This is a genomic window from Nitratireductor sp. XY-223 (assembly GCF_004959855.1).
Lineage (GTDB): Bacteria > Pseudomonadota > Alphaproteobacteria > Rhizobiales > Rhizobiaceae > Hoeflea_A.
The window spans coordinates 1-19,288 of the sequence record NZ_SPNT01000028.1; the positions used below are offsets into that span (position 1 = coordinate 1).

Annotated in this window: 18 protein-coding genes and 3 pseudogenes; 14 read left to right on the forward strand and 7 right to left on the reverse strand. The window is 60.3% G+C overall.

The window, feature by feature from the left end:
• Positions 1-329: pseudogene (locus E4M07_RS29420) on the forward strand (hypothetical protein); the annotation flags it as partial.
• 296 nt (positions 330-625) lie between these two features.
• On the opposite strand, the pseudogene E4M07_RS29795 reads toward E4M07_RS29420, so the two are convergent.
• Positions 626-739 (reverse strand): annotated as a pseudogene (locus tag E4M07_RS29795) (IS4 family transposase); the annotation flags it as partial.
• A gap of 549 nt (positions 740-1,288) precedes the next feature.
• On the opposite strand from E4M07_RS29795, the gene E4M07_RS28070 reads away from it, so the two are divergent.
• From E4M07_RS28070 to E4M07_RS28095, 6 genes are read left to right on the forward strand one after another with little or no spacing between them, the layout of a single operon-like run.
• Positions 1,289-2,317 carry an ABC transporter substrate-binding protein gene (locus tag E4M07_RS28070; RefSeq protein ID WP_136661729.1) on the forward strand — a complete coding sequence of 343 codons (1,029 nt, stop codon included), beginning with the start codon at positions 1,289-1,291 and terminating at the stop codon, positions 2,315-2,317.
• A 51-nt stretch (positions 2,318-2,368) separates the two neighbouring features.
• Complete coding sequence (locus tag E4M07_RS28075) at positions 2,369-3,196, forward strand: ABC transporter permease (protein WP_136661730.1); 828 nt, start codon at positions 2,369-2,371, stop codon at positions 3,194-3,196.
• On the forward strand, positions 3,193-3,981 hold the full coding sequence (locus tag E4M07_RS28080; RefSeq protein ID WP_136661731.1) for an ABC transporter permease: 789 nt from the start codon (positions 3,193-3,195) through the stop codon (positions 3,979-3,981). The genes E4M07_RS28075 and E4M07_RS28080 overlap by 4 nt, the downstream gene beginning before the upstream one ends.
• Positions 3,978-5,042 carry an ABC transporter ATP-binding protein gene (locus E4M07_RS28085; RefSeq protein WP_136661732.1) on the forward strand — a complete coding sequence of 355 codons (1,065 nt, stop codon included), beginning with the start codon at positions 3,978-3,980 and terminating at the stop codon, positions 5,040-5,042. Before E4M07_RS28080 ends, E4M07_RS28085 begins: the two co-directional genes overlap by 4 nt.
• A complete protein-coding gene (locus E4M07_RS28090; protein ID WP_136661733.1) occupies positions 5,039-6,367 on the forward strand; it encodes an amidohydrolase in 1,329 nt (442 codons plus the stop codon). Before E4M07_RS28085 ends, E4M07_RS28090 begins: the two co-directional genes overlap by 4 nt.
• A gap of 42 nt (positions 6,368-6,409) precedes the next feature.
• The gene (locus tag E4M07_RS28095) at positions 6,410-7,807 is read left to right on the forward strand and encodes a M20/M25/M40 family metallo-hydrolase (RefSeq protein ID WP_136661734.1); all 1,398 of its coding nucleotides are present in this window, start codon (positions 6,410-6,412) and stop codon (positions 7,805-7,807) included.
• Between the two features lie 183 nt (positions 7,808-7,990).
• On the opposite strand, the gene E4M07_RS28100 is transcribed toward E4M07_RS28095, so the two are convergent.
• The 3 genes from E4M07_RS28100 to E4M07_RS28110 form a co-directional block, all read right to left on the reverse strand.
• A complete protein-coding gene (locus E4M07_RS28100; protein ID WP_136661735.1) occupies positions 7,991-8,128 on the reverse strand; it encodes a winged helix-turn-helix domain-containing protein in 138 nt (45 codons plus the stop codon).
• Between the two features lie 3 nt (positions 8,129-8,131).
• The gene (locus tag E4M07_RS28105; RefSeq protein WP_136661736.1) at positions 8,132-8,518 is read right to left on the reverse strand and encodes a hypothetical protein; all 387 of its coding nucleotides are present in this window, start codon (positions 8,516-8,518) and stop codon (positions 8,132-8,134) included.
• Between the two features lie 224 nt (positions 8,519-8,742).
• Positions 8,743-9,726 (reverse strand): hypothetical protein, encoded by a 984-nt coding sequence (locus E4M07_RS28110; RefSeq protein ID WP_136661737.1) that lies wholly within the window; start codon positions 9,724-9,726, stop codon positions 8,743-8,745.
• A gap of 616 nt (positions 9,727-10,342) precedes the next feature.
• On the opposite strand from E4M07_RS28110, the gene E4M07_RS28115 reads away from it, so the two are divergent.
• Complete coding sequence (locus tag E4M07_RS28115) at positions 10,343-10,870, forward strand: transposase (protein ID WP_136661738.1); 528 nt, start codon at positions 10,343-10,345, stop codon at positions 10,868-10,870.
• On the opposite strand, the gene E4M07_RS28120 is transcribed toward E4M07_RS28115, so the two are convergent.
• The 3 genes and pseudogenes from E4M07_RS28120 to E4M07_RS28130 all read right to left on the reverse strand — a co-directional run bounded on the left by E4M07_RS28120 (position 10,860) and on the right by E4M07_RS28130 (position 13,138).
• Entirely contained in the window at positions 10,860-11,264 is a 405-nt protein-coding gene (locus E4M07_RS28120) for a hypothetical protein (RefSeq protein ID WP_136661739.1), read from the reverse strand. The two genes, E4M07_RS28115 and E4M07_RS28120, sit on opposite strands and share 11 nt — an antisense overlap.
• A pseudogene (locus E4M07_RS28125) lies at positions 11,264-12,414 on the reverse strand (nucleotidyl transferase AbiEii/AbiGii toxin family protein). Before E4M07_RS28125 ends, E4M07_RS28120 begins: the two are co-directional and overlap by 1 nt.
• Positions 12,395-13,138 (reverse strand): DUF6088 family protein, encoded by a 744-nt coding sequence (locus E4M07_RS28130; RefSeq protein ID WP_136661740.1) that lies wholly within the window; start codon positions 13,136-13,138, stop codon positions 12,395-12,397. Before E4M07_RS28130 ends, E4M07_RS28125 begins: the two are co-directional and overlap by 20 nt.
• Positions 13,139-13,370: 232 nt before the next feature.
• Between E4M07_RS28130 and E4M07_RS28135 the strand changes: the two genes are divergently transcribed.
• The 6 genes from E4M07_RS28135 (at position 13,371) to E4M07_RS28160 (ending at position 19,096) form a co-directional block, all read left to right on the forward strand.
• Positions 13,371-14,921 (forward strand): IS66 family transposase, encoded by a 1,551-nt coding sequence (locus E4M07_RS28135; RefSeq protein WP_136661741.1) that lies wholly within the window; start codon positions 13,371-13,373, stop codon positions 14,919-14,921.
• Between the two features lie 65 nt (positions 14,922-14,986).
• Positions 14,987-15,946: a DUF2971 domain-containing protein gene (locus tag E4M07_RS28140; protein WP_246660650.1), complete on the forward strand. Its 960-nt coding sequence runs from the start codon at positions 14,987-14,989 to the stop codon at positions 15,944-15,946.
• A 27-nt stretch (positions 15,947-15,973) separates the two neighbouring features.
• A complete protein-coding gene (locus tag E4M07_RS28145; protein ID WP_136661743.1) occupies positions 15,974-16,582 on the forward strand; it encodes a hypothetical protein in 609 nt (202 codons plus the stop codon).
• A 411-nt stretch (positions 16,583-16,993) separates the two neighbouring features.
• A complete protein-coding gene (locus tag E4M07_RS28150) occupies positions 16,994-17,887 on the forward strand; it encodes a DUF3991 and toprim domain-containing protein (protein ID WP_136661744.1) in 894 nt (297 codons plus the stop codon).
• Between the two features lie 199 nt (positions 17,888-18,086).
• Positions 18,087-18,689, forward strand: coding sequence for a DUF1419 domain-containing protein (locus E4M07_RS28155; RefSeq protein WP_136661745.1), 603 nt, complete (start codon positions 18,087-18,089; stop codon positions 18,687-18,689).
• Positions 18,690-18,697: 8 nt separating this feature from the next.
• Positions 18,698-19,096 carry a DUF3085 domain-containing protein gene (locus E4M07_RS28160; protein ID WP_136661746.1) on the forward strand — a complete coding sequence of 133 codons (399 nt, stop codon included), beginning with the start codon at positions 18,698-18,700 and terminating at the stop codon, positions 19,094-19,096.
• The last annotated feature ends 192 nt before the right edge of the window (positions 19,097-19,288 follow it).

Genomic DNA, 19,288 nt, shown 5'->3' on the forward strand with positions numbered 1-19,288 from the left:
GGCCCCGCGTGAAAGGGAAAGCGCTGCCCAAACCCCAAAGCCATCTGACCGCACCGGACGACCGCTGGACAACAATCACGCCATCGCACTGGTATGGTTCCAAGGCAACGTCGCTTGAAATCATCTCCGAGACCGCCCTTTGGTACCGGCGCGGCACTCCGCCAACCCCTATCCGATGGGTGTTGGTCCGCGACCCGGACGGGAAACGGGAGCCACAGGCATTCTTCTGCACCAACCCCGATATGGAGCCGACCGACATCATTTCGATTTACGCAAGGCGGTGGCAAATTGAGGTCACGTTCCAGGAAGCGCGCGCATCTCGGTGTTGAAACCCAGCGCCAGTGGTCTGACAAAGCAATCGCGCGAACGCCGCCGATATTGCTCGGCCTCTACAGTTTGGTTTGCCTATGGGCGGAGCAAGTTCTGAAAACTCACCATGCTTCCTATGCCGCAGCATGGTACGAAAAGACCAACTTCTCGTTCTCTGACGCATTGGCCGTTATCCGCTTCGAAATCTTTTTGTCGCACTCCCCGCCTGACCGGGAACGCTACAAAATCACGGCACGCACGTTCAGGCGGATGCTATACGCGCTTTGTTTCCCTGCCTAACGTACAAAGTCGAGATCAGAAGCGACCACATCACAGGCACCTTGAACCGGCGTGTCACGAGGGCCAGAACCAGAATATCGATATCTGTCTTGCCGAGTTTCCAGTTAGTTCTGTCCAAGGCCAGTAGCTGTGGCCCTTTGAGTTTGAGCAGGCGGACAATCAGTTTGGCAACCGCATCCCCATCCAGGCGGATATGTTGGAAAAAGCGTTGAAGGCGGCTGTAGCTGGAGGCATGCAGCGTCTGGTCGGGAAACTGGCTCGCCAGATGACCGAGGTTCACGGTCCGACCATTTGCAAGACCGACCAACATGATTGCGAACGTCTCCAATCGCGTCTTGCTCAGATCGAAATGTGGGCGTAGCGTGCTCATCAGAGAGGCGAGGAGGAAGCTGAGCATCTTGAAGATCCTTTTGTGAAGGAAAGAGTCTTCAATTCGAATCCTTTTTGCCTCTCGTTTCAAGTAGCGTCGTTGTACCTTGATGTTCACTGCATAGAGTCAGATATGCTGCTATTTTACAACAACTTTTTCGATTTCGGCATATAGCCCTGGGATTTCGAAACCTGCCATGACAGGCCCGAAATGGCCGGGTTCGCTTGCAAAATCCAATCCGTTGCGCTTAACTTTGCGAAGGTACAGTGCCAAAACCACCTTCACAAACATCGCCGAAAGGAGCCTTCAATGATGACGAGAAGTCTGACATCTGTCGCCGCGGCGCTGACGCTTGCGACCCTGCCGGTGTCTGTTCAGGCCGAAACACTGGTCGTCTCCTGGTGGGGCTTTAACGGCGACAAGCTGAACGAGTATATCGTCCAGCCGTTCCAGGAGCAGTGCAACTGCGAGATCGTCTTCGAAACCGGCAACAGCGCCGACCGCATCAGCAAGGTCGAGATCCGCGGCGGCAAGGGGGTCGATCTGATCTACCTGCCCGACAGCTTCGCACAACTCGGGGTCGACAAGGGGCTGTTTCAGAAGGTCGACCGCTCGAAACTGCCGAATCTTGACGGCGTCTACGAAATGGCCAAAGCGCCAATGGGCGACTTTGGCCCCGCCTACACGCTGGGCCGGGTCGGCATCGTCTACGATACGGCGCAGGTCAGCGAGCCCATCACGTCATGGGCCGATCTGTGGCGCGAGGATCTGGCCGGCAAGATTTCCCTTCCCGGCATCACCACCACCGCAGGGCCGATGGTCGTCGTGCTCGCCGGTGAACAGGCCGGGGTAAACGCCTACGAAGATCCCGACGCGGCCTTCGCCGAGATCGAAAAGCTGAAGCCTAACGTGTTGAAGAACTACAACACCGGATCGGAGATGATCAATCTCTTCTCGACCGGCGAGATCAGCGTAAGCCTCGCGCAGGACTTCGCGCTCGGCCGCCTGCAGCAGGCCGTGCCGACGGTCGTCTGGGCCGAGCTCGAAGATGGAGACATCGCCACGATGAACACGATCAATATCCCGACCGGTGCCGCAAACGTCGAACGGGCGCATGAGTTCATCAACTTCGTCCTCGATCCAGAGCTGCAGAAAACCTTGGGCGAGAACGGCGTCGACGCGCCGGTGCAGACCTCGGTCGAGTTGACGCCCGACGCGGCGAAGCTCTGGACTTACGGGGCCGAGATGGTCAACGGACTCAAGCGCATGGATAACGCCAAGATGAACGCCGCCAAGCCTGACTGGATCGACCGCTGGAACGAGGTCTTCGGCAACTGAGTTATTGCAGGGGCGCTTTGGGGCGCCCCGCCGACACTCGGAACGCGGGGCATGGTGCACGGATTGAAGGGATGGATGATGGCAGCGCCGGCAACGGCGCTGGTCGTTTTGTGCCTTGTGCTGCCCGTATCGGCCACCATCGCCGCCACCTTCTACGCGGGCGGCGGTCCGTTTGACCTTTATGCCGCCTTCCTGTCAAGCGGGTTTCGCCGCACCGTCCTGTGGCGGACTCTGGAGATATCGCTGATTACGACGGTGCTGTCGCTGGTGATCGGCTTCCTCACAGCCTATGTCGTCAGTCGCGCACCACCGCGCTGGCGATCGGCCCTGATCATCCTGGCGGTCTTCCCGCTGTTGACGGGCGTCGTGGTCCGGTCCTTCGCCTGGCTCATCATCCTGGGGCGCAACGGGATCATGAACAATCTCCTGGTTTGGATCGGTGTCGACGGCGCGCCCTTTACGATGGTCTACACACAGGGCTCGGTCATCGTCGCGATGGTCTACCTGTTCGTCCCGCTGATGATCCTGACCATCGTCGGCGTTTTGGAAAACATCCCCGACGACGTGATCGAAGCCGCGCAATCGCTCGGCGCAACGCCGGTCCAGACATTCCGGCAGGTGATCTTTCCGCTCGCGGTGCCCGGTCTCATCGTCGGCTCGGTCCTGGTATTCACCGGGTCGTTCACGTCTTTTGCCACACCGCAGCTCCTGGGCGGCGATCAACAGATGATGATGGGCACTTTCCTCTACCAGCGGGCCATGGTCGCCTTTGACTGGGATGGCGCGGTGACGGTCTCGGCCATCATGGTCGCGGTAACGCTGGCCGTGGTGATCGGTATGACGCGGATCGCCAAACGGCTGAACCCGATGACCACATGACGGACCGTCTTCATCCCGCGCTGATCGCCTTTGCGGTCCTTGTCTATTTCTTCCTGATGGGGCCGCTCGTGATCGTGATCGGAGCCGCCCTATCGGACACGGGCTATCTGACATTTCCGCCGCAGGGGCTGACGCTGCACTGGTTCGAGCGCATCTTCGAGATGTCGGCCTTTCGCCGCACCATGGTGACGAGCTTCCAGGTGGCGACCGTTTCGACCTGCTGTGCGCTTTTGATCGGCATTCCGACGGCCTACGCGCTGAACCGCTACCGCGTGCAATTGCCCGGCTGGCTGTCGACGCTGTTCGTCCTGCCGGTGCTGATCCCCGAAATCGTGCTGGGTTTCTCGCTGTTGCGCTCGATCCAGGTGGGCGTCGGGCTGCCGGTGGTATCGACGCTGATTATCGGCCATACGCTGCTGGTTCTGCCTTATGCGGTGCGGGTGATCTCGGCCTCCCTCGCCTCGTTCGACTTCAGCATCGAAGAAGCGGCGGTTAGTCTTGGCAGCCCGCCGATCAAGACTTTCTTCACCATCGTCCTGCCCAATGTAAGGGCGGGCGTCATCGCGGCCTTCATCCTGGCCTTCATCACTTCGATCAACGATGTGTCGATCTCGCTGTTTCTGACCGGGCCGGGCATTTCCACCCTGCCGATCCAGATCCTCGCCCATGTCGAACAGTTCTTCGACCCTGTGATCGCATCGGTGTCGGTCCTTCTGATGGTGCTGACCGTCATCGTCATGGCGGTGGTCGAACGCACCCTCGGCCTGACGTTCCTCGCCAAATGACCACTCCTCTGATCCTTTGCAACCTCACTGCGCATTACGGCGCCACCAAGGTTCTCGACGATCTGTCGCTGGACGTCGGTGCGGGAGAGCTGGTGTCGCTCCTGGGTGCCTCGGGTTGCGGCAAGACCACGACCCTGCGCCTCGTGGCGGGCTTCCTGCAGCCCACCGCGGGCACCATCCATCTTGGCGAAACCGACCTGACCCGCCTGCAGGCGCACAAGCGCAACATAGGCCTGGTGTTTCAGAACTATGCGCTGTTCCCGCATCTGACCGTGCGCGACAACGTGGCCTTCGGGCTGAAACAGCGGGGGCTGGCCGGAGCCGAGCGGACGCGCAAGGCCGGCGAAATGCTGGACCGTGTTGGCCTGTCCGCGCTCGCCGAACGACTGCCGGGCGCACTTTCGGGCGGTCAGCGGCAGCGGGTCGCCCTGGCGCGCGCCCTGGTGATCGAGCCGCCGCTTCTCATGTTCGACGAGCCGCTGTCGAACCTCGACGCCAGGCTGCGCGTCGAGATGCGGGTCGAGATCCGCGAGTTGCAGCGTGCCAACCGGACGACAGCAATCTTCGTCACCCACGACCAGGAGGAGGCGTTCTCGATCTCCGACCGTGTGGCGATCATGGAGGCCGGCCGAATCCGCCAGTTCGACCGCCCGGAGACGCTGTACAGCCGTCCGGCCAACGCCTTTGTTGCCCGTTTCGTGGGATTCGAGAACCTGATCCCCCTGACCGTCACCGCCCGAGACGCCGGCCGTATCAGCGCCGAGGGCGAGGGTGGCATCGACATGACGTTGTCCGAGGAAGATCTCGGTCCGATACCCGACCAGTTCATTCTGGCCACGCGCCCCGACGGGCTACGAGTGTCGAACGGCGATCACGGTATCCCGGCTCGCCTGGGCCTGCGCACCTATGTGGGCCGTGCGTACCACTACCAGGCCGAGACGCCCGCGGGCCATCTCATCGCTTCCGGCACGCTTGGCCAACCAAGGGACGGTGGCGAGACCGTCTGCCTGGTTGCCGAACCCGAGCAATGCTGCATCCTAGATCACGAGGGCGCTTCATGACGGACCTGACAATCCGCAACGCCACGCTTCTGCCCTGCACACCCGGCATGCCTGTCATCGACCGCGGCCATGTTTCGGTTGCGGGCGGGGTCATCGTGTCGGCCGGTTCCGGGCCTGGTCCCGACGCTGCGGATATCCTCGACGCGGGCGGCGACATTGTGATGCCCGGCATGGTCAATCCGCACGCCCATTTGCCCATGACTCTGTTTCGCGGTCTCGGCGAAGACGTGGACGACCGCCTGTTCCGCTACGTGCTGCCGATGGAGCGAAAGTTCGTCACGCCGGAAATGGTGCGCACGGGCACGGCACTGGCCGCTTGGGAATCGATCCGCGCCGGCGTCACCGCGGTTGCCGACATGTATTACTTCGAGGCCGAGGTGGGTCGGGTCCTCGACACCGCGGGTTTGCGCGGCGTGGTCGGCCAGACCCTTGCCGACTTCGATCCGCCCGATCACGCGACGATGGACGAGGGGTTCGACCTGGTCGAGGCGCTCGCGGAGGAATTTCGCGGCCACCCCAGGATCGTGCCTTCGGTTGCACCCCACGCACCCTATTCCACGGATATTCCCGTCCTGGAGCGGATCGCTGACTGGGCCGACGCGCATCCGGACGTGCCGGTGCAGATCCACCTGGCCGAGATGGCATCCGAGATGGATTGGGCAAGCCGCACGCATGGCTGCCGCCCGGTGGAGGTGGTAGACCGCGCCGGCCTTCTGCGCAACGGGCTGATCGCCGCGCATTGCCTCTATCTGGATGAGGCCGAAATCGCCCGCCTGGTCGAGACGGGCGTCCGCGTCGCACACAATGCCCGGTCCAACGCCAAGGCCGGCCGCGGCATCGCACCGGTGGAGGCGATGCGTGCCACCGGTATCCCGGTGGGCATCGCCACCGACGGCCCGATGAGTGGCAATACGCTCGATCTCTTCTCTCAATTCGGGCCGGTTTCGATGTTCCAGAAACTTCTGGGTCAAAGCCGCAAACCGATGCCCGCCAGCGATGTCATTCACATGGCCACGATCGAGGGTGCACGCGTGCTGGGTCTCGACCGCCTGACCGGCTCGCTCGAACTGGGCAAGGCCGCTGACGTCGTGCGGATCTCGCTGGATGCGCCGCGCCTGCAACCCGTGTACGATCCATTCGCCACCCTGGTCTTCGCCGTGATGCCCGACGACGTGCGCGACGTTTTGGTCGGCGGCCGGTGGCTGATGCGGGATCGGGACGTTCTGACGCTCGACCGCAAGAAGGTTCTTCGCGACGCCGGACAGGTCGCGGCCCGCTTCCGCGCCGAAATGACCGAGATCGACCGAAAGGCGGCGTCGGCATGAGGCTTCTCGCCGCCGAGGAATAACATGGGAAGGAAGAACGCGATGAGTGACGCAACATCCAAGCTAGACGCAGCGCTTGCCGCAGCGGATGCCAGCCTCGACGCGGGCCTCGACCGGCTGTTGGAGCTGGTGGCAATACCCTCGATCTCGGCCGAGACCGCTCATGCGCCCGACGTGCGGCGCGCGGCGGACTGGCTGGTGGCGGAGCTGACGTCGATGGGTTTCGACGCCTCGGTGCGCGATACCCAGGGCCATCCGATGGTCGTCGGCCACGACAACAGCGCGCCCGACGGCGTACCGCATGTTCTGTTTTACGGACACTACGACGTGCAGCCCGCCGATCCGCTGGAATTGTGGGATGCCGATCCGTTCGCGCCGGCGCTGGTGAAGCAGCCGGATGGCGAGACCTGGATCACCGGGCGCGGCGCCTCGGACGACAAAGGCGCCTTCATGACCTTCATCGAGGCGTGCCGCGCCTGGAAGGCCGCGACCGGCGCGCTGCCGTGTCGGGTGACCGTACTGCTGGAAGGCGAGGAGGAGATCGCCAGTCCCTCGCTGGGCCCCTTCCTGGAAGCGACGGCAGACGAGTTGCGCGCTGATGCGGCCGTGGTCTGCGACACCGACATGTGGGACCACGACACGCCGGCGATCACCACCATGATGCGTGGGCTGATGGCAGAGGAGTTCACGATCACCGCGGCCAATCGCGACCTGCATGCCGGCATATTCGGCGGCGCCGCGCGCAATGCGCTACAGGTCATGGCGGATGTGCTGGCAAGCTGCCGCGCCGCCGACGGCTCGGTGGCCGTGGCGGGCTTCTACGACGACGTGCGCGAACTGCCCGAGGAGGTCCGCGCCAGCTGGACCGCGCTGCCGTTCGACGATCAGGGATTTCTGGACGGCGTCGGCTTGTCGCAGCCGGCGGGCGAGACGGACCGTTCGGTGCTGGAACAATGCTGGTCCCGGCCGTGTTTTGAAGTGCACGGCTTCTCGGGTGGCTACAGCGGCGAGGGGTTCAAGTCGGTGATCCCCGGCAAGGCCCACGCCAAGGTCAGTTATCGCCTGGTCCCCGACCAGGACCCCGAAACCGTCCGCGCGGCCCTGCGGGATCACATCCGTGCCCAACTGCCGGCCGATTGCAGTGTGGAGTTTACCGCCCTGGGCCGCGCCGCTCCCGTCGCGATGCCGGTGGACGGCCCGATGCTGCACAAGGCGCTGGATGCACTTCGGGACGAATGGGGCAAGGCGGCGATTGCCGGTACCGGCGGCTCGATCCCGATCCTGGCGGAGTTCCGCAATCGGCTCGGCCTCGATCCACTGCTGGTAGGTTTTGCGCGCTTCGACAACCGGGTTCACGCGCCGAACGAGAAATACGATCTGTCGAGCTTTGTGCACGGAACGCGGTCCTGGGTGCGGATCCTTGATCGCTTTGCCCGGTAGCGGGCGATCGGACACATCAGTCACCTGATGGGTAATCCCCGCCTTTTCCACAACGCTCACCACCCCGGCCATTGGGCCAGAGCAGCTTGTGGCGGTTTGGACCCTGGTCCTGCAATCCGAGCCCGAGGGGCCTTCCCTCATCTCCTGTGTAGCAAGGAGCTCAGAGTGAGTACTGCTACGCCATCAGATCCTCCTCTTCGCGCCGTCGTGGCGCACGGTCATCAGCGCATCGTACCAGTCGACAAATGCCTGCTGCTGTTCTGGATCGGCTTGCGCGCAAAGCGCGAGGGGCTTCTTGTACTCGAACCCCAAACGCCGCATCAGTTAGGCCGCCCCCGAAGCGCTGTAGCTCTGACCAAATTCGGCCTGAATATAGGCGCGGACTTCATCAACACTGCGGGCCGGATGCTCGCTGAATCGCTCTTTCACCGCCTCTTCCTGAGTGAACGACAGGAGCCCCTCGCGAGGGCTGTAATCCTTCAGGCCAAAAAAGGCGAGACCTTCAGCTTTACAGGCAAAACGCCATTGCGTCAGAACTGATGGGCCGATGTCCAATATCTCGCAAACAATCCTGGGGTCATAACCTGCATCCAGAAGCAGAAAGGCCCGCGCGCGCTTCCAGACCAGCGCTTCGACCTTGCGACGACGGCAGAGCGCTTCAAGCGCGGCGCGCTCGTCATCTGTCAGCAAAACGGTTGCGAAGGTCGACATGCACAGAGTCATGCAGATCAAAACCCATCTGGCCATGTGACAATTTGAATCGCCCAAACGAAAGCCCTCAGGACAATTCAGTCAAAGCAGTATATTCGCCGCCATGCTCTCCTCTTACTCGCATTTCTTCACGAAAGCGGTAACGCTTCCGTAGGTTCTTTTGACGCGGCTTAACGCAATAAATGTGCTCACTGATCTCTTCCGACCCGGTAGTTGCACTATCGTCAGGCCGGTAAATCGGAAAGGCTCCCGAGCCTAGACTTATGTTTGACAAAAAACCCGCGAAGCCTTTCACAAACTTGCAAGCATTCGATCAACGTCTCCTCGTCAGTGTCTTCGTATCGTTCGAAATCAACTGTCGGCACTTTTATTCGGATCACCGCTGACTTCCCGGCTTTGTGTACCTTCATTTTTGGCTCAAGATAATCTTTCACTGCCGACAAAAGTTGCTCTCGCGAGGTGGAACTGAACGCCAAGTCCGCATAACCTTCTTTATCAGCTTTCCAAACGATGAAAATCTTGCCTGAATAACTTTCCATACCATCAACCGGGTGAGTTTTGTTGTTGAACTCTACCCAGTTGGCACCGCTTGGCTTTTTATCAGGTGGTTTCATATTCAATGACGGCGTATGTTCCTGGCACAGGCGGTATATAAGCGACCACGTTTGCGAAACGCCATGATGTGGCGGGGAGACGCTCTGTTTCTTTTTGATCCCATCCCGCAGTTGAGACGCAAGGAAATTTGATCGACCATCACTTGCCTGTTCCAGTACTTCAAGGAGATCTTCGTAATAAAATGTTAGATCAAAAGGCAAGTCCTGCTTGGTTTTGAGATACTCCGATGGTGCCAGAATTGCTGTGCGTACGATTTCAACGCCCTTCTCTTTTCTCAAACCTTTTGCCCGTGTTTCGTAACCCTTGGGTTGATCTGGCGTGAATGACGCATCAATCTTGTTTTCCAGAAGCAATAAACTGCACCCATGCGTGGTGCTGAAGGAGACAACCAGATCGCTTTCCTTACCGCCGTCGTAAACGCTGACCCATGCACGTTTAAAACTGTTTGCTGGTAAGCCCATTTGATCTGCAAAATACTCGACCAATTCTGCGTCGGCATGCAGTTCCATGCAAAGCAAGAGATCGATATCGCGCTCCCGCAGGCTTCCAAGTTCCGAGCGCATCCGGAGGGCTGTCAGATTTGAATCCGACATCACTCGCCTCCCAAGGCCAGCAATGCAGCCAAGATTGTCGGAGTCAGCCCCAAGTCAAAGCGCTGCCTCATTTGCGTGCCACCTTCATATGGTATTACCCATCAATCGTACTTGACCCCATACCTGAGCCGCCTCTTTCTGTCACTTGTGGCACGTCATCGAGTGCACCACCCAATGAGCACCGATCGCGTTTGAGCTAATACCAATTCTTCCACCCCATTTCCCCCGGTGGTCGGTTGAAAAGGTTTTCATCCTGAGCAACCGGGAACTGCCGTTGACCGAGCCATACACCTTGACCGTGATGAAACATCCCTTATCGGCATATCCGCCAACGTGGATTGAACCCGCTTGCGCAGGGATTGCCCCACAAACTACCAGCGCCACACAGATCGCTATAAATCTCATTTGCGTGCACTTTCCCGGGTTTATTCTTGCGAAGTTTATCTTGTTGGCGAACAATTGCCAGCTATCTTCGAACCAAATATTTCCGGGCCTCAACGTCCAAATCCCTGTGGTCCGGCTGGCGGTCAAGTCCGAGAAGTGCTGGAAATTTGTCCTGAGGGTTTTTCCTTTGAGGTGGGTTTGCCGAGGCCGATGGTGAAGTCCTAAAGTTGCTCTGGGCCGGGAATACTATGAGCACGGCGCCGATCCGGGCGGTGGTTATCGCAATGGCGTTCGGCGCGGCTGGCTGAAGACGGCGGAAGGGGCGATCGATTACTCGGCGCCGCAGGTTGCCGGCACGGCCGAGCCGTTCCGCTCAGAGCTGCGCGACCATCTGAAGGGTCATTCGGAAGCGTTGGAGGATCTGGCGGTCGAGATGCTGGCGCGCGGCCTTTCGGTGCGCGACATGGAGGATGCCTTCAGGGACGAAGAGGGCCGGCTGCTGTTGTCCAGAACGGCGGTGTCAGAGATCGGCGAGCGCTTGTGGGCGGATTACCAGGAGTTCGCCGGCCGCGACCTGTGCGAATATGACGTCGACTATCTGTTCGTCGACGGCATTGCCGAGCACATCCGGCCAAGACTTGGCCGGATGCTTACTATCCAACCGCAATGCCGGACAACCCGCAAAATGAAGCGCATGGGGGCTGACGGCACCGGCCCCCGAAAACCTCCCCGAAGGTCCAGCTGGCCGGTCAGGCGATGAAGTCGAAATCGGAATCGGTAAGGGTTGACGCGGACACGCCTTCCAGCGTGATGCTGTCGTTCTCCCCGTAACCGGTGATCACGGTGTCATGGCCGCTTTGCTTGATGTCGAGGTCGGAGAACTGCAATCCGCCCTTGATGACGAGGGTGTCCTTCCCGTCCTCGAAGTCTTTGATGGTGTCGGTCCCGTCCCCGCTGCCGAAGTTGAAATAGTCGGCACCGCCGCCGCCCCACAGCTCGTCATTGCCCTTGCCGCCCTCCAGCGTGTCGGCGCCGGTGCCGGTGCTAGGGTTGCCGCCGCGCCAGTTGCCGCCGTTGAGGATGTGGGAGACAACCGGATAGGCACGGTTCCACCGAGTGCCGGTCGCGTCTGACGTTATGTTGGCAAACTTCATCACTCTTTGTCGAGCGGACTTCCGTTGCCTGCCAAGCCCCGCGGCACGTGTGGTCGGTTCGTATTGCGGTTGATGAAGCCTTCCAGTTGTCCAATACTGGCCATGACTTCATCGAACTCTGGCGGGATGCCAAATATCATGGCCGACATCCGCCCATGGTCGACCTCCAGTTTCTTCCGCATCTCCTCGGTCGGCTTCAGGCGGTACGTCCCCGGTTCTTCCCGTTCGTATCTATGATCTGGCGCACGGAACATAAGCTGCTTGTGCTGTCGGCATGCTTCGGCCAGATCGCGCATCGAGGCTACATTCTCGCCGTACCCTGCATGCCGCCAAATCTGGTGGACGTCATAGTAGTGCCGGGAATAGCGATTGAGATCAGGAACCGGTCGGCCGGGATCATTATCCGCAGCGCGTTTTTCCGTCATTTCCGTCATGGCGTGCAGGATCAGCACCTTTTCCCAGAAAGTGCGCTCTGGCTTGACCGTCGTCACACCACCGAATTTGAGATCAGCGCCGTTGGGAAGCTCATCTGCCACGTATGGGACAATCCTACGCGGCTCTACGGGAACTGGGTCGGGTCGGGCGCCACCCTCTATACGTACCGCAGCCTGGACATAGCCGTCTCCGGATCCGAATGCGCTGTCGTAGCCGACCACCAGGACATCGAGTGCATCCTTGTTCCGATAGGGATCGAAGCCAAATCCAACGGAGAAATGGCCACTCCTGCCTGACAGCTTCTCGACCGCGGCGATCTCTTTCAGCAACTGCTCACGGAGCGTTCCCGAGATGTATTTTCGCGCCGCTTCGTCGACCTCCTCGGCGAGAGCTTTTTGCTGTTTGGTGATCGATGGCGTGCGGCGATATCGGCCTCAAGCGGGGCATTGAGGTCAGTTTTGAATATTCCGATATCGATGTCTTCTGAGAACCGTCTGATAAGACCATACGCCTTGCTCAGGCTGGTTCCGCCCTTGAAATAGAGATGGACCGGGTCGTCCTTGCGCCGGTTGAACAGGAAATCGAGAACCCAGCAGACATAAAGGTCCTTCTCGACATTTTCGGGGCGCGTTTCCAGTTTGGCCGCGACCGCCGAATAGAGGGCCTGGCGTTCATCAGTACCCGAGCCGAGGATTTCAGCGAAGGCTTTCTGCATGTGGCCCCGTCGTATCAGATGACCGCGATGCGTCGTCCGAGCTTTCGTCGGTCGACAGTGTTCGCGTGATTTTTTCGATTACCGGATACATCCAGGCGGGAACAGCTTGGATATTCTGATTTAGGTCTTGAATAATCGCGTCGCGCTCCGGAGCGCTTGAGAGCCGTCGGACAATCCCGTTGACGGCCGCATCCAGGCTCGCGCGATCGTCGCGAAACCATGACAGGGCCTGAACGACGCGCATTGCCGGCCGGCCGGCCCAGAACGCTGTCTTGGCAGAGATCCGCTTGAAGTCGAGCTTGTAGACGACCGGCTCTTTCGCGTGCGGGTCGCCGGTATTGGCGACAATCTCGATCGTCCTTGGATAGGTGTCGGCGTAAATCGTGCTGCGGGCTGGCACTGCCGTTGTCAGTCCAAGATCATTGGCCGCGGTCATTCCGTCAACGAGCACTCGCAGCTTGTCGCGCCGTGCGATTGCATCGACAAATGATGCGATGGGAGGGAACACCATCTTTCCGGTCAGTTTACTTGTGGTCGGTTTGTCATAAAGGCCACGGCACGGACGCCTGATGTCGCCACGCTTGGCAAGCCTCTGCAGGACCTTCTCGACCCCGTTCGGGCTTGCGATGTCCAGGAAATCGGCCCGCGACCAGACCCCGCCGGGAGCGCCTGCCGTGATACGCGCATAAACGCGATTGAGTGTATCCGACGTCGGATCTGGCATTCGAAGCCTCGTTTAATGACCAAAGATTATATACGAATTTTGGTCAGTAGATGGATGGGGGAAGCTGAACGTAGATATCGAACTGCTACCGATGCCGCGCAGCGCTGCGGCCAGGTTGTGAATGATTCCTGGTAACTACCCAGCTACCAGATTTGCAATTTGAGTGTGCGACGATTTGAATCAGTTTGATAGGCTTTCCTGACGCGGCCGTTTCTGACTCCATGAGCGCATCATGAAGCAAGCTCGTTTCACCCGCGATCGCCTCAGCGCCCTGTCAAAACCGGACCTCATTGATCTGGTTATGGAGCTTGCCGCTCAAAATGCGCTTTTGCAGACCCGGGTCGATGAACTTGAGAAACAGAACAGGCAGTTGCGGGAGCAGAACGCTTCTCTTGTCCAGAGGGTCTGTGATCTTGAACGACGGCTCGGATTGAACAGTTCCAACAGCAGTAAACCGCCGTCCAGTGACGGGCTGGCGAAGCCAGCGGCCAGAGAAAAACGCACCAGGAGCTTGCGCGGCAAATCAGGCCGCAAGTCTGGTGGCCAACATGGCCATAAGGGCACAACGCTGAAGCAGGTCGCGACACCGGATGCGCTCGTCCATCACTATCCACATCAGTGCACGCGCTGCAGTGCGATGCTATCGCCTGAGGCCGCCACAGGTTTTGCCGCGCGCCAGGTGTTTGGCCTTGCGCCGCCTCCGCCTCTTTTTGTCACCGAACACAGAGCGCATGCCTGTCTATGTCGGGCATGCGGCACGCTGGTGCGTGCTGATTTTCCCGAGACCGTGAAAGCCCCCGCCCAGTATGGTGACGAAATCGCTGCCCTGGCGGCCTATTTGCAAACACAGCACTGCATTCCCGAGGATCGCCTGGCGCGGATCTTCTCGGACCTCTACAAGATCAGGATCACCCCGGCGACGCTGGCCAGTCTGATCGCCAAAAAGGCCGACAGCATGCGCGTTTTCGCGGACAGGGTGAGGGATATCCTGTCCGGCACAGCTGTTGCCGTGAAGCATCTGGATGAGACCGGCTTGCGGATTGCCGGCAAGACGCGCTGGCTGCATATGCTGTGTTCCACATCCCTCAGTCATCTTCGGCTGGGGACCGGGCGAGGTGATATCCCATCGGGACTGGCAGGAACGATCGTTCACGATTGCTGGCCACCCTATTTGGCGCTGGAGGCCGTGGAGCATGGTCTTTGCAATGCGCATCTGCTCCGGGAGTTGCAGGCCGTCATCGATCACGACAGGGAACCCTGGGCGACGGATATGAAAGCCCTTTTGTCCAACGCCCTGACGCTGACACAAATCGCACGCGATCAAGGCAAGCCAGCGGTCAGTCCGGAACATGCCCATCAGATCGATCAGAGATTTGATGCCTGTTGCGACCGGGCGATCAAATTCCATGAGGGCCTGCCACCGCTTGCACGTCCGACGAAGACCAGGAAACGCGGTCGTCCGAAACGACGGACCGGACATAATCTGGCGAGACAGATGCAAACACATAAGGCCGCGATCCTGCTCTTTCTTGATGATCTGAATGTCCCCTTCACGAACAACGAAGCCGAACGTGACCTGCGCATGACAAAGGTTCGGCAGAAGGTCTCCGGAAGCTTCAGGACTGAGACAGGCGCTGAAGCCTACTGCATTCTACGCACCGTTGTTGAAACAGCGCGAAAGCAAGGTTGGGATGTTCTGAGAGCCTTGAGCACAAGCCCCGTTCAGCTTATCCGTGACCTCAATACAGTCGATCAAATCCAGCCTGATAGGGTAGCTGGGTAGTTACGATTCCTGGCCTAATGTTGGCAGATCGACCAGAATAAAAAATCACTCTAATGGAGACGATATTGCAGCGACAATTACCAAAGAGGATCCACAAATACCGTGCTTTCAGCGGTCGGGTCCTCGATATGCTGGTTGCCGATCAGCTCTATTTTTCCGACCCGGCAGACTTCAACGATCCCCTCGACAGCCGGCCCAATGTCGAGGGCGATATTGCCGATCATGAGTTGGAACAGATCCTCGGCCGACTCGTCGAGCAGCGCATCAAGGCGGAAATGACGACAGCGGCGAAATCGCTCAAATATCGCGGCCCGAAGACCATAGGTCACATCGCGCGCCACAGCCGCAAACGCGCCGACAGTCTGCTCAGCGAAATCCGCTACAATGCCGGCAATCCGGCATACGAGATGGACGACCCCGAGCATTTCCTCCTGACCCAATATCTCGAGGAAGAGCTTCCGAGGCGCTACGACAGAGGCATCGTTTCGTTCGGCGCCCGAGCGACCTGCCCCCTGATGTGGAGCCATTACGGCGACCAGCACCGCGGCATCTGCGCCGGCTATTCAGTTCCCGAAGATGCCTCCAGCAGGCTGAACAAGATCGAGTACGGCGGCAGCCGAAACGTCAAGGCAAGCGATGTTGCCGGCATGGAACATGACCCTGCCGTCCGGCGGCGGGTCGATGATGCAGTCCTGCTCCGCAAGGCCAGATCATGGCGCTATGAACAGGAATGGCGGCTGATTAGCCCCCGCGGCGTGCAGAATTCTCCGCTCGAACTCGAGGAGGTGATCTTCGGGATCAGATGCGCCTCAGCCTTGAAATACACGATCTTCAAGGCGCTCGAGGATCGCCGCCGGCCCGTCAAGTTTTATGAAATGCGGGAGCAACACGGTACCTTCCGGCTCCGCAAACGCCATCTCGATTTCGGCGAGCTTGGCGCGTCATTGCCGCGGCGGTCGCGCGACGTCTTCGACGCTTCCGACAATCTCGATATCGAAGAGCCTCCGCACGGCGGGTCTCATTGATGGCGGCAAATTTGGAGGCCCAGACCCATGGCTGACGACATTCCGGAAAAACCGGACTTCGAGTCCCTTCTGCGCACGGGTTTCCGGTGGCCGACGGAAGGGGACGCGCCGTTCACGCAATCGGAGAACTGGGAGCAAAACGCATATATCGACCGGTTTGGCCACGGCCGCATCGTCATGATGATGGCCGGCGACCTCATGGTCGCCCAGGTCGCCCGTGACCGACACGACGGCGACGTCCTCGTCTTTCCGGTCGTCTTCAACTACCGGCAGTTCATCGAATTGTCGCTCAAGTTCCTGATCTCCACCTACGGTCATACCGTCGGCATCAAGGCCGAATGGAACACCCATGACCTCAAATCCCTTTGGGAGACGTTCTTGAAAGTCCTGGAAGGCTATGGCCACGACGATGCCGAAGGCACCGACACAATCGTTGAAGAGATTATCCTCGAGTTTGCAAAGGTGGATCCAAGATCATTCTCTTATCGCTATCCCGTTGATACGAAGAGTAATCCGGTCCTGCTTGCGCATCAGGAAATCGACCTTCACCGGCTGGCAGACGTCATGCACGGACTCGACGGCTATTTCTCCGGCTGCGATGGGTATCTGGACGATCTGCAAAAAGCGGGGCCGTGACGGAAAAGCGGGCCAATCGAATTGAGAGGCGCGCCGTTGTGCCGTGTCTCACCTCGGCTTCGGGATGCGGTTTTAGCCGTGTGGGAGAAGCAGATTGGCGTTGCCCCAAGGGCCGGGCTGTTGGCAAAGCTGAAGCCCGCAAGCGGTCTTCCCCCATTCGGGCTGCCATCCCTGACGCGCGGTGCTACCGAGAGGATTAGAAGGAATCGGAAAGTTCCTGATGCCGCTTGCGGGCTGCGGCCGGCAAGGGAGGCTTCGCCGCTTCTGGCCGCCGAAACTGCGACCCGGCACAATTGCCGGCTTGCCAAGCGCGCCCTTGTCCTGCCTTGCTCTTCGCGGCCTCCGGGTCCCGCCCCGAAAAGCGAGGGAGTGGAAACCCGGACAGAGGACCGCGCGGAACGCGGAGAGTGAATGGAAAGAGCCGAACTTGAAGAGCTGAAGGAAAAAGTCGCCTGCGGGGCGGTTCTGGAAACCGACGGCTTTGCCGTCGACAGACAGGAAAGCACACGCAAGGCGGTCAAGTACCGCCGCGGCGACGACATCATCATTGTCATTCATGACGGCAAGGGCTGGTTTGACCCCTTGTCGGACGCCAGGGGCGACGTGTTCCGCCTTGTCGAGCACCTCGATGGGCTCCCGTTCGCTGCCGCCCTTTATGTCGTCGCAGATCTCATCGGCTTCACGCCGTCCGAGCCGACCTGGCCCCGTCAGGCCAGGGAGAGGGCGCCGGATCTATCCGTTCCCGACCGCTGGCATAGCCGCCGCAAGCCGTGGCGCGGCTCGGCAACCTGGCGCTATCTCAGTGGCGCGCGCGGGATCCCCGAACCGGTTTTGCGACAAGCGATAGCCGTCGATCTCCTGCGTGAAGGCCCGCACGGCAGCATGTGGGCCGGTCATACCGATGAAGCCGGTCGCGTCACCGGCTGGGAGGAACGGGGCCCCGAGTGGCGCGGTTTCGCGACCGGCGGCGCCAAGGTCCTCTTCCGCCTCGGTCCGGCCGACGCGCTACGGCTTTGCGTCACCGAGGCGGCGATAGACGCCATGAGCCTCGCGGCGAGCGAACGCTTCTCGCCCTGGACGGTCTACCTCAGCACCGGCGGGGGCTGGTCGCCATCGACCGAAGCTGCCCTTCGAAAGCTTGCCGCCCGTCCGGACGCCCTTCTGGTCGCGGCCACCGACGCCAACAACCAGGGCGAGGCATTTGCCGAACGCCTGCGGGTCCTCGCTGAAGAGGAGGGCTGCAACTGGCAGCGGCTCAGACCACCGGCCGATGACTGGAGCGCCAGTCTGAGCAAGAGGGAATAGGAAAAGGAAAAGAAGAGGGACGGCTGCCGCATGCCCGCCGGCCGCGTCAAGGGTGAAGCTCCGCCCGGCTGACGCCGGCCCTTGACCCGGCCGGACGGAGAGGCGGCGCCAAGAAGGGGTCCGGAAGGGCTGAAGAAGATGGTGATGCCGACAGGGTGCGCCGCGCTCCAGCCCGGGACAGGCCTCGTAGGAGCCCGCCATGACCTCTCTTGCACCTATCCGAAAAATCTTCTTCGGCATCGCCGACCGCCACCAGATGTTCAGATTATTTGATCGCCACGCGCAACGGCCCGACCGCTGGCAGACCGATGACAGCGCGCTTTACGCCGGCGAGTGGTTCCAGATCGCGCAAGCCCAGCATGACTATATGCTCGAAATCCTGCCGCCGCTCTGGATGCGTGGCGAGATGTTCGCCATGCGCGAATTCCTGACCGGCAGCATCACCAGCGTCTTCTATACGCTGCGCATCAATGGCGTGGCCCGGTACTTCCACGCCTATTGCGATCTGTCCGATCCGCGCTCGCCCTATGACATGCGCGACGCCATCGTCGAGCGCGAACGCCGGCCGGTCAAGGCAATGACCCGCGAAGAGCGCATCGAACACATCTGGAGCGCCACGCATGACGATTATCGCGGCTATGCCGGCGCGGACTTCCGGCCCGGACACCGCGGCAAGCGCACAGTCATCGTCTACGGTCGGTCGGGCACGCGGTTCCAGTTGCTCGAGAGTCTGACCGATCAGCAGATCTCCGAAAAGCTGCCGGTGCATTTTCGCCACCTGCCGTGCGCGCGAGCCGCGTGAGGTCCGTCATGTTCACCTTTCCGATCATGGCGGTGCGCAAGGTCATCGCGCGCGGCGAGGAAGATGCGGCCGCCAATGGCGGCTTCCGCAATCCCCATTACGGCACCCGCCCGGGAGAGGGCGAGAAGCCCGGCTTCTGGCTCGTTGGCGACGAGGGCATCTACATCATTTCCGATGGCAGGCTCGCCGAGGGCCAGAAACCGCTCGTCGTCTATTCGACCGAATGCCATCCGAAGGGCGATATCGACTGGTGGGACTACAAGCGCCGGCATTTCGGCGGCGATGACGGCATCGGGTTCATCGATGCCGATCTGCTGGTTCCGAGCTTCAACCGGAGCTTCGGGATCACCCATCCCGGCATCCAGCTCACCGAAAACGACATCTCGTTCTCGCTGATCACCCGCTAACCCCTCTTTCAAATCCGCACTTGGCAAGCGCTGCCGGGTCTCCCGGCGGCGCAGCTTCGTGCGCCCGCATCACAGGAGATGGCATGAATGGGGTGTGAGCGGTCATGCATCCCGACTCGGCTAGAGTGCCGGGATAGGCGGATAGGCTGCAGGCTGGATGTCTTTTTAGGGCATTGCGACCCTGTACAGGAG